We start from the raw sequence: 11068 nt of genomic DNA, 5'->3' as shown, positions 1-11068 counted from the left end.
ATTTTATCAGTAACATAAGATAATCCAGTAGTTTCTGTATCTAAAAACACTCCTATTTTTTTGGCCTGTCATCAGGTATGCTATAATAATTCGGTTTATTGTATCGTTTAATCACTTTATATTGATTAGTATTATTTAATACATCTGCTATTTGATCTAAATGGTTAAACATAGTATTTTATTTCAAAATATAAATTAAAAACTTAATTATGCACATAATTTATTCAAATTTAAGAAAAATATATATGTTGTTATTAAAAAGCTAAACTTACACTATGTTATAGCAAATATAATAAAAGACCTTGATTATAAGGTAGGATTTTTAATAATACAGTATTTTAAACTTAAGTCATTTGTTATAAAATATAGTGTAAGTTTAGATTCTTATGTGTATAAATTAGTAATAAGAAAGCTCTCTATTATTATAAATTAACTTTTTCGATAATAGTAATATTGCTAGTATTATTCAAAAGATAAATACTAACAAGTAGGACAAAATTTACCGTGTACGAAATATCAAATATTCTAGAAGAACCTAAGCAAATCAGGACAGGTGCATAAATAACACATAGAGTATTATGGTATTCTATCTTCAAATTAATGTAGTGAGATTTACCGATTCATGATATGTAAACCAATATGGCATATTTCTTTTAGACCATCGAGGTTTTATCTTATCATGATACCATTTAGCACTAAGGTATTTTTGATAAGCTATACATACATTAGATACACTAGTAAAATCTAAGTTTAAGATTTTTGATCTAGTACAATTAATAATTGTAGTTATTGTACCATTAGGAAGATAATAATTATATTTTGGTAAGGTGGATAACAATATTTCTGTTTTATGTAACTTATTAAAACGAAATTTATACTCTAAACATAAAGCTTCTAAGTGTTTAAAGAGCCAATTCCAATTAGCAATATTCACAGAAGTCCAAATAGTACAAGGATGTTTTAAATGAGTTGGTTTATATATGTCATTATAAATGGATTGACTATTAATGAAAATTGCCGAACTTAATAATTGTGCAGATTCAAGTATCATTTTAACAACACGCTTATCATCTAATGCTTGGGCAGACACAATAGGAGAAATATCAGTAACAAAGATGTTCATATTCTGTGAATACTAATTTAAACTCACCCTATTGATAGAAAATTGAATTGGTATATTTTCATTATTTTCCATAAGAAATTGTTAATGGCATTTTTAAAAGATTTTAATTGTTTGATAGGGGGGTACCTTATAAAGAAAAATCCTATTATAATACCTCTTTAAATCGCCAATTTAGTATTACGAGTTTTAGAGGTAAGCTGTGTATAAAAAACTTTTTTGTTATTTCAGAATTTTTATAAATGATTTTTCAAACAGCAGAGTAAATTTTACAAGAAATATGTTTATTCTAAAGAACTAATAAAAGCTTCATCAAGACCGGTTACACTAGAAATTAAAGAAATATTACAACCCTGAGATAGCATTTTTTTTGCTATCTCAACTCTTTCTTCAGCTTTTCCTCTAGCTTCACCAATTTGGATACCTTTAGCTTCACCAACTTGTAAACCTTCAAGAATACCTATTTCTTTCCCTTCTTGTTGCCAATGCTCTGCTAAACTTCTCATAAGCCTTGTCCCTATTTCTGGATTCAACTTTGTTGATAATAAATTCTCTAGTTTTATTTTATCAGCTTGCTCTATCTTCGTCAATGTATAATATAATATCATTTCTAGATAATCATAGCCTATCGTTATTTTGGTTAATTCCGGTAATATATCTGATATTTCTTGCCATCTTTTTAATAATTCCCGCTCATGTATATGCTTGAGAAAAAATTCTAATATCCCTGACCATATCCTTTGTTTAAACTCTTCATCAGGAATTTCATGGACATTCACTAATTGGTAATCATTAATCCATAATTCTCTTGCTAATTTGTTATTAGCAAATAAATCCCACAAATTCCTTGCAACATTATATTTCTCCTGACCATTGAAAAATATCATTGGGTATATTAATGGTAAAGTCTTAGATTTAGGATTTTGTATTAAATGTCGCTCACAAATATTAATCATATATTTAAATAGCCTAAAAGCCATAAAATGATCTGCTTTTGATTGATGCTCGACAAGTAAAAATAAATATCCGTCTTGTTTATCAAATTTACATGAGAATAAAACATCAGAGATAGAATCTTTTAAAGAGCTTTCTACAAAAGTGGTATTTTCCATTGCTAAACTAGGAAAATCTATTAAACTTTTAATATCTGGGGGCAAGTGTGCATTAAAGAACTCATTAGCAACTAGAGGATTCTCGAGAGCCTTACGAAATATCTTATCATGCTTAGCTTTCTTCTTATCCTTATCTGGATCACCCAGCAGATTTCCTTGTTCACTCATATATTTATATTTTTTAAACTTGATAAATATTATTACATTACATCCTAAACTCTTATTCCTTGACTAAGCTTTACCTCAGATACTTGCTTTACCGCACTTTTTATTTCTTTACCTATTTCTGAGCTTGGACTTATATATTGCATTACTTGTTTATCTCTTCCTATGGCATTTAAGTAATCTTCAGGTACGAGATGACTTTTACCTTGAAAATCATATATCATTATATCAGAAAATTTTTTATCACCAAGATTATAATTAGGATCAAATTTATTCTTCATAATTTGTAAATCTTTCTGTATCTTCTGCTCTATTGCTGCTATGCAAATCTTGTTACTGTAGAGCAGACAAGAATCTATACCTTTTTCTCTGTAGATTTGTATTGCAGTATTGATATTCTCTGCTGTGCCAAACTTTGCTAAAGCTTGTATTTGCTGTTGCTGCAAATTATTTAGTCCGTTATTATCGTTATTTACCATTTTTGAAAATAGTAATTCTATAGACTGAAATTGTGATTTGCTATTATCATTTGCTTTTAATGATGATTTAAGTTCTGTTGCCTTGCTAGCTGCTGTTAATTTTATTATTTCAGGCTCTAGAAGATTTCTTACTGATTCTGCTCCTTGGGATTTTAACATATCATTAAAATCACCTTTTCCCGGTGGTCGTATTATTGTGACTGTCGCTCCTTTGCTAATTAATTCGTCCTGAGCCTTAATTATGGTACGAACTGATACTGCTTCTTTACCATCATTATCGGCAGCAATTATTATTCTCTCTCCTTTGATAGGCTCATAGTTCCTGATGTTACTGACACCTAAACTACAAAGAATTTTACCCTTAATACCAGCTTCTCCAATGCTTAAAGCTGTCTCGAGCCCCTCTGCTATAATCGTTACATTACTTGCTGAATTATTACCATCTTTACTGTTTGGTATGTTCTGCTGTTCGTTATTTTTATTAATCTCAACAAAAGAACCTCTGATTCTACCAAATGAACGTTTATTAACCTCAATATCAGCTTTATTATTTGTGTCTTTGTTTAAATAAATTGATTGTCCACCGGTAATATTACCATCTTTATTTCTAGCAAAAGCAATTAATGCAGGATAATATTGTTTGCTATTACTGTCCCACATCATATTGGTTCTAAGATCATTATTTAGTTGATATCCTGTTAATATTTTTTTAATCCCACGATGTTCTAATAAATATTTTTTTGCTATATTATTTGGCGTCATATAGATTATAGAATCTGATTTTTCATATAATTCTTCAGCTCTCTTTATCTTAGATATTTCAGCATATTTCGCTTGTTGATCTTGATTCTTAACTTTTTGGTCAAATTGCTCTTTTATCTTATCTTCTAATAACTTGCTATTGTTTGATATACCAACCATATCTTGTAAATATTTCTTAGCTTCTACAAAATCACAATTTTTTTCTCTTTGTACTAAGGTAAATAAATCTCCTCCCTCTCCTTTACTAAAATCATACCAGATGCCAGCTTTACTGCCATTTATCTTCATCGCTATCTTACCATCTTTCTCCCAGCGGAGTACTTGACTATTGATAAATGCTTGTTTGGACTGCCTAGCAAATTTCTACCTATTTCTTCCGCTTTAAATGATAATTTTTGTTTTAATTCCAGTGCTTTTTGTTTATTAATAGAATTATAATCTATTTTATTCTTTGCCATAATATCCTCTTGTAACTTAACACTTATTGTTGTATCTTGTTTATTACAATTCGTAAGGTTATAAGAAGAGCTTTTCCGCTCTTCTTGGGCTTTACGGCTTGTGACAAAATTTGTGCTAGTGCTTCTTAGAATTTCTGCTACTTTAGCAGGTGGTCTTGAGCTTATTCTTAAGTGGTAATAGTTATCATTACTGTGTAATCTATCCTTAATATCTTCTACTACCCCTTTAAACCAATTACCTACTTTATCTATAATATTAGGACTCTTGCTTTCCTGAACTGCTAGCAACTCTTCTAAAGTTTTAAAATTAATGCTGGATAGCCTATTATCTATTTTACTAAGTTGCGATATTAAACTTGCTATATTCCTGGTAGCCTCCCTATTATAGTAGAGTTTTACCTCTTCTATATGTCTGGTCATGGCTACATAAGAATTTCTGCTATTTCCTGATAGATTATGTAATACATAGACATCTTTAATTGAGGCTCCTTGTGCTTTATACACTGTAGAAGCATAGCCATGTTTAAAGCTTACATCTTGAGGATTAAATTCTATTTCTTTTCCGCTATCTGTTTTAGCAATAAATTTATCATTACTTACTGAAGTAATTGTTGCAAAATCTCCATTATCTATTTGTAAATTTTTGTTAGTTGTCTTAAATAAAATACGATCTCCTGCCATATAATCTTCGTGCTTTTCAGATGATAGATAGTGTCTATACTCTTTACCGGCAAGCAAACCTCTAGCTTTTAGTAACCCCCTGATTCCTTGATTAATACTATCTACTTCAACATTACGCATGGTAATGATTAAACGCTCTTTTAGGGCAAATGTGCTATTACTCCAATCATTAATTAATCTTGCCATTGATTCTTCTAGCGTATGATCAACCTTTAAACCATCATGTTGTGCAAGTAAACGCAAGCCACCGGCAATATCTGATTTTGCAAAGCATGAAGCCATTTCTCTTGCTAATTTTTTACTCTGTCTTCTAATTCTACTTAACTCATATGAGCCAAATTTACTAGCCAATACTGCAAACATTCCTCCTCGCTCAACGGAAGTGAGTTGTCTCTCATCTCCAGCAAGTATCAAATTACAATTATTACTCCTTGCTACTTTTAATAATTCTAAATAATCACTATTACCTACCATCCCTGCTTCATCTACTACTAGCAGGCTATTTCTTGGTAAATCAGCTTTGCCATTATACAATTTAAATAAAAACCCTTTTACTGTATGACACTTCTGGTAGCCTTTACTTTTAAGCTCCGATGCTGCTTTATGAGTAGGAGCGAGTCCTATAACATTTTGCCCATGATTGGTGGCAATTTTATAAGCTTCAGCAAGTACTTGTGACTTACCGGTGCCGGCTCTACCTTGCAAGATCCTAATCCCTTGATTATTAATTAAAATATGCTGCAGACTTTCTCTTTGTGCTTCATTAACACTTGCAAGATTATCGATAGCACTTTTAAGCTTAATAACGTTATTAAAATGAATCTGGCTATTTACCTTATCTGCTATTCTTAGTATCCTTAATTCTTCATCCCGTATCTCTTGAGTAGTATAGTATTTAGTATCCGTGCCATCTTCATTATATAGTTTTACCAGCCTATCTGAATTTAATACCTCCCTTATTAGTTTTTGCTTTTCTGCTTCTTCTGGAATCTCTTTTACTGCTTTTTTTATATCCAATTTAGTAAAAATAGCTTGATGACGAATAATACGATTTAATACTCCATCGCTATTCTTAACAATCTCAAGATGGGCTAGCTTACATATTTTATTTTGCTCTGCTATTTCATTGATAATACCTCTCATTCTAGTAGGGCCGACATGCTGCTGTGGCATAAAACTTATCGGGTCTACTCGGATTTCTAAATCTAACTTAGCAAAATATTTATTGATTACTTCTTTAGCTCTCTCATGAATTATCTGATCTTCGGGGATAATAAATGCTTTGCCCTTAACTTTGGCAAATTTAGGATTTAAATCTACTGCCTTAGCTCCTAAAGCTTTACCATTTTCTGTAAATCTTCTGGTAGTCACAAGCAGATGGGCATGCCAATTCTTCTCTCCATCATGTGGCTTATGAATATCAACCTGAACTCCAAGCCCATTCTTTACCCATCCCATTTCTTTGATGATTTCATGAGTAATTGCTATCCTATCTTGTAAATCTAATTCCTTATCATCAGGCAGTGCTATAACTACATCTTTTAATAATTGACTATTTTTTCTTTTCTCTAGACGCTCTACCTCATTCATCAAGACCCTTGGGTCTTTGAATTTTTGATCTACATGAGTAGGTAACAAAACTACATGGTAAACATTATCTCCCTTCTTGCTAAAGTTGTAAGTAATGTTAGTTCTCTCATCTTTAATAATCAGCCTGGCATTATAGGCAGCTTTAAGGCAAGCATTTTTGCCTTCACTTCTGCCTACGATTTCTATTCTTGCAAACTGTATCGCCATGGTTAGTGAATCTCAATCTTATTCAATCCTGAATAACATTACCATGCAATCTTAAAATCATCCACTGAATCTAAAACATATGAACCAGCAAGCAAATAATAAACCTTCAGGTTTATATATTGCGTGGTGCGACACGATGGCACTAAAATAAAGTCTGCAAGTATATTGCGGCTAGGTTGCATTTAGACCTAATTACTATTATTGCGGTGCAAGGTTGGTAACGACCTTGTGCTAAGCGCAATAAGAAGCCTAACTAAAGTACTAATCTGGATAGGAAATAGGGGCAAAGTAAAGTTAAAATTGGTTAAACGAAAGTGAATCTTTGTTTGGAAAATATCGTAAATATAAAAGCAGATACTCCAGATAATATCTGTTATAGGGATAAAGCTGAAAAGCTTAGCTGTAAGAAGGCACACGCGACCTTCTTTAAAAATGCCAGTTCCCCGGTATAAAGAAGGTAACCAACATAACGCATCTTTAATTAGTGAAACGTGGTAAGCCTATTATTTGGCAACTGATAGTAGGTAAGAGAGGTCTTAAAAAGCTAATGACACTAAGTCGAAAGACTACAGGAATACATAACTGGGTGTATAGGCACTATGTGCTAATCAGAAATGATGCTGACTTAAGACTGGTGATTTACCCTAAATAAGTAAACAAGATTATGAATTATATTGGAAAAGTTAGATGCTAAACGCAAATGTAACAATTAAGACTAATGATAATAATAATTTCGAACAAATCCATTGGTATGCAATTGATTGGCAGGATATTAATAAAAAGGTTAATAATCTTCGTAAACGTATTTATAGGGCATCTGCAAATGGTAATACGAAACTAGTAGGTAGTCTACAGAAACTGATGTTAAAGTCAAGGTCAAATAAATTACTTGCTATAAGACGTGTTACCCAAATCAATCGAGGGAAGAGAAGTCCTGGTATTGATAAAATAGTTGTTAATACAGATAAAGAAAGAAATCTATTAATGCACAAATTAATAGATAACAATCTATTATCTGTTAAACCAATCAAGCGTGTGTACATACCTAAAAGAAAGGGCAAACATAGACCTCTAGGCTTGCCCACTATTTTGGATAGATGTAGGCAAGCTGTTGTTAAATCAGCACTTGAACCATACTGGGAAGCTAAGTTTGAGGGTAGTAGTTACGGCTTTAGACCTGGACGTAGCACCCACGATGCAATACAGAGAATTTCTGCTATTGTTTGCCCTGGTACAACTAGGGGATGGATATTAGACGCTGATATTAAAAGTGCATTTGATAATATCGATCATGATTTTCTTTTGAAGATTGTAGGAAATTTTCCAGCACGAAATTGGATTAAAGCATGGCTTAAATCTGGCGTAATGGAAGAATATCAATTCACCAAAACAACAGTTGGTACTCCTCAAGGAGGAGTAATCAGTCCCTTACTTTTAAACATCGCTCTTCATGGAATGGAAGACATACTTAACATAACTTATGATAAATATGATCATCTCCACCCTAAGTCTGAATATGCTTTAGTCAAATATGCAGATGATTTTGTCATTTGTGCAAAATCTGAAAGCTCTTGTATCAAAGCAAAGCAGATAATCAACGATTGGTTAAATATTAGAGGATTAGGATTATCAGAAGAAAAGACCAAGATACTTCATATTAAGGAGGGTTTTGACTTTCTGGGATTTAATATTCGTCAATATAATACTAAAAGTAGAAGAAGAGGTGTAACACTACTAGTCAAACCGTCCAAAGATACTATTAAATCATTTAAAAAGCGAATAATGATTGAATGGAAAAGAAGCTTCGCATGGGGAATTGATAGAATAATTGAAAATCTTAACCCTAGAATAATGGGGTGGTGCAGTTATTTTAACAAGGTTGTCGCCAAAAGAACTTTTATCCAACTAGATCGTTGGATGTGGATGCGACAAGCAAGATTTGCTTGTAGAAGACATCCTAATAAATACTGGAAGTGGCTTAAAGAGAAGTATTGGGGCAGAATCAAAGCTCGAAATGATAATTGGGTCTTTATGGATAAAAGTAAAGATCTATATCTATGGAAATTACAATGGACAGCAATTAAAAGACATATTCTAGTTAAAGGCAAAGCATCTCCTGATAATCCAGCACTAAGGAATACTGGCAAAAACGTCAAGCTAGTAAACCAAAGTACTTCTTTAAGACCAGACAGATTCTTTGGCGTAGACAAGAAGGTAAATGCCTTGTTTGTTTAGATTCAATAGATAATGGAGAAAATGTACAAGTCCATCATAAAATACTTAAAAGATGTGGCGGCACTGACCATATTAACAATTTGTGCCTATTGCATACAAACTGTCATAGGCAAGTACATAGCAAGCGAGGCCAACTAATTGCAGCTGTTAGTAAATTGCTTGAGCCGTATGCATAGCAATATGCTTGTACGGTTCTTTGGGAGGAAAGCACGCTAAGTGCCTACCTACCCGCTTTGCTTTGTTTTATCAAACAAAGACCAACCTCTCTATCTGCTAATTGTCAACGTAGTTTGATTAATAGCAACCATCTTTGCTTATTTCTATTGATCTTAGTTTGCTGGTTCGGTTAGGTATGGGGATTATCTTGATTTTAACTGCATTTTTGTTTTGAACGTTGGATTTTAAAGTATAGATTTATATCTATTAATTCACTGGTTCAGATGAAAATTTCACAGAATTTTTTATTGCTTGCAATTATGGATTTGACTTCCAAAATTATATCAGTCATTCATGACATGTCAGAATGTATTAATTAAAATAATCTGTAAAACTATGTCAATATTTATGAAAAATATAACCAAACAAAAATTAAAATTAGAACAAAAAAAAAGCTAAAATTATTACTGAAGAAGCAAGACTTAAAATTCAAGAAAGAAAAGATAGAACTTGCCGACTAATTGAAATTGGTGGTTTAGTAGTTAAAGCGAAACTTGATGATTTACCCACTAACAGTTTACTAGGTGCTTTTGTTTCTCTGAAAAAAGAATTAATACAACATCCTAATGTCCAAGATCAGTGGACTAAAATCGGTAAAAATATTTTTGATAATTTTAAGAATTAAAATATTGTATTAAATAATAATAAATAGTGAGACTACTGGACTTACTTCAGATAATGCTTTACCAGCATATCTTACGCTACTTGCTTGTAAAAATGATTTATATAAGTCTTTGCTACATTTTGATCTTGCCATTTTAACTAAAACTATTTTTCTCTAGATTAACATATTCTTTGCTAAGTGCAAAACTCCTGCTAATATTAGATTTTCAAGTAGCTTTTTAGCTTAACTCTACCACACTTCTGGTGTCTTTCAATCGACCTATCAGTTCTTAGCTGATAGTGGTTGAGTTTAAACTGACCTCATGCAATATTTGGGCTCACTCCTAATTCGTGTTAATGAATACCAATCTATGATAATTTTACCTTGTCAATACTTATAAAGAATGGGAGAATGTTAAAGAGTAGGAAAATAATCAGGATAATAAAATGAATAAGAGAAAATTAGCTAACAATGAAATGCACAGCACTAACTTTTTAAAGAGAGCAAAGATTGCTGTAGAAGGGCCTTTGAAAGAAAATGTAATTAGATATTACTTAATGCCATCTCTTGAACATATATCAGCTGTTAAGATAGTAATTACATTATGGAGTCGAGCAGATATTCAGGATGCAATAATCAAATTATCTACATTATCTGAAGGATATAACTCTTCTAAAGATATGAATGAATTATGCCAAGGAGTTAAAAATAAGATATTAGATATGGTATTAGAGTTATCTGAATTCGATGTTATCAGGAAAATCTTATCAGATACTATTAATCCTATATGGCAGGAAATATTTGATTGGATGGAATACCAAGATAATCGTGTTTTTTGTAATAATTATCGTTATCAAGATACGCAATATAGCAGTAAATTACTTAGATAGCTTGGTTTGGACATCAAGAGGAATAATAGATTATAAGGAGACAGCTAAAACGTTACTCGCTAAAGAGCAATTATCTGACAATAACAAATATCATTTAGCGTGTGCATATTGTTTTGAAGACGATATAGCAATTATCATACCAAAGGTTGTTGATACTGTACTAGACTTATGGTGTTTTGATATACAAACAATGGTATATTTTTGGACTGCTCATCTAACAGGAGATTTTACTGAATTAAACAAAATGGTTAGTGATTATAATGCAAATTATGAAACTAATTGTAGCATAAATGAGTGTGTATTTCAAGTATTAACATATTATAGAATAGATAATAGAGTAGATAGCAAAAATCCAGTAGCAATAAAATATATGTTTAATAAGTTAAGTGATGAAGAGAAATCGAGACAGATAGTATCAGTAGTAAAAGAAATATGTAATACTAATATTCAGTGTTTTTTTCTATCACAAATGAATGCAGAACAACAACAAGAAGTATTTAAAGCTAATGCTAGTCATATATTAGTATCCTTTTTAGATAATTGGTTATG

The 11068-nt window shown here is 31.6% G+C and carries 5 protein-coding genes and 3 pseudogenes; 5 read left to right on the top strand and 3 right to left on the bottom strand.

The genetic code is table 11. From position 1 onward, the window contains the following. Positions 1-592: 592 nt before the first annotated feature. From RAT170B_RS07890 to RAT170B_RS07275, 3 genes and pseudogenes are all read right to left on the bottom strand, one after another. Complete coding sequence (locus RAT170B_RS07890) at positions 593-1123, bottom strand: pyrimidine dimer DNA glycosylase/endonuclease V (RefSeq protein ID WP_052692007.1); 531 nt, start codon at positions 1121-1123, stop codon at positions 593-595. 281 nt (positions 1124-1404) lie between these two features. Further along, entirely contained in the window at positions 1405-2400 is a 996-nt protein-coding gene (locus tag RAT170B_RS07280; RefSeq protein WP_045806021.1) for an Rpn family recombination-promoting nuclease/putative transposase, read from the bottom strand. Positions 2401-2444: 44 nt separating this feature from the next. After that, positions 2445-6574: pseudogene (locus RAT170B_RS07275) on the bottom strand (AAA family ATPase). A 687-nt stretch (positions 6575-7261) separates the two neighbouring features. On the opposite strand from RAT170B_RS07275, the gene ltrA reads away from it, so the two are divergent. The 5 genes and pseudogenes from ltrA to RAT170B_RS07260 all read left to right on the top strand — a co-directional run. Further along, entirely contained in the window at positions 7262-8809 is a 1548-nt protein-coding gene (gene ltrA, locus RAT170B_RS07270; RefSeq protein ID WP_052692005.1) for a group II intron reverse transcriptase/maturase, read from the top strand. Beyond that, positions 8767-8985 (top strand): HNH endonuclease, encoded by a 219-nt coding sequence (locus tag RAT170B_RS12510; RefSeq protein WP_222595561.1) that lies wholly within the window; start codon positions 8767-8769, stop codon positions 8983-8985. The genes ltrA and RAT170B_RS12510 overlap by 43 nt, the downstream gene beginning before the upstream one ends. A gap of 388 nt (positions 8986-9373) precedes the next feature. Then, positions 9374-9650 (top strand): annotated as a pseudogene (locus RAT170B_RS09295) (conjugal transfer protein TraD). A 425-nt stretch (positions 9651-10075) separates the two neighbouring features. Then, complete coding sequence (locus RAT170B_RS07265) at positions 10076-10519, top strand: hypothetical protein (protein WP_045806020.1); 444 nt, start codon at positions 10076-10078, stop codon at positions 10517-10519. Continuing rightward, positions 10458-11068 (top strand): annotated as a pseudogene (locus tag RAT170B_RS07260) (hypothetical protein); the annotation flags it as partial. The gene RAT170B_RS07265 and the pseudogene RAT170B_RS07260, both read left to right, overlap by 62 nt.

The sequence above is a fragment of the Rickettsia argasii T170-B genome, assembly GCF_000965185.1.
Classification (GTDB): Bacteria; Pseudomonadota; Alphaproteobacteria; order Rickettsiales; family Rickettsiaceae; genus Rickettsia; species Rickettsia rickettsii.
The sequence above is the reverse complement of the archived record's forward strand: the minus strand, read 5'-3'. Positions and strand labels throughout refer to the sequence as shown.

Excerpts from the sequence above, each read along its gene's own strand:
- RAT170B_RS07890 (WP_052692007.1), bottom strand. The coding sequence starts at position 1,123 with ATGAACATCTTTGTTACTGATATTTCTCCTATTGTGTCTGCCCAAGCA.
- RAT170B_RS07280 (WP_045806021.1), bottom strand. The coding sequence starts at position 2,400 with ATGAGTGAACAAGGAAATCTGCTGGGTGATCCAGATAAGGATAAGAAG.
- ltrA (WP_052692005.1), top strand. The coding sequence starts at position 7,262 with ATGCTAAACGCAAATGTAACAATTAAGACTAATGATAATAATAATTTC.
- RAT170B_RS07265 (WP_045806020.1), top strand. The coding sequence starts at position 10,076 with ATGAATAAGAGAAAATTAGCTAACAATGAAATGCACAGCACTAACTTT.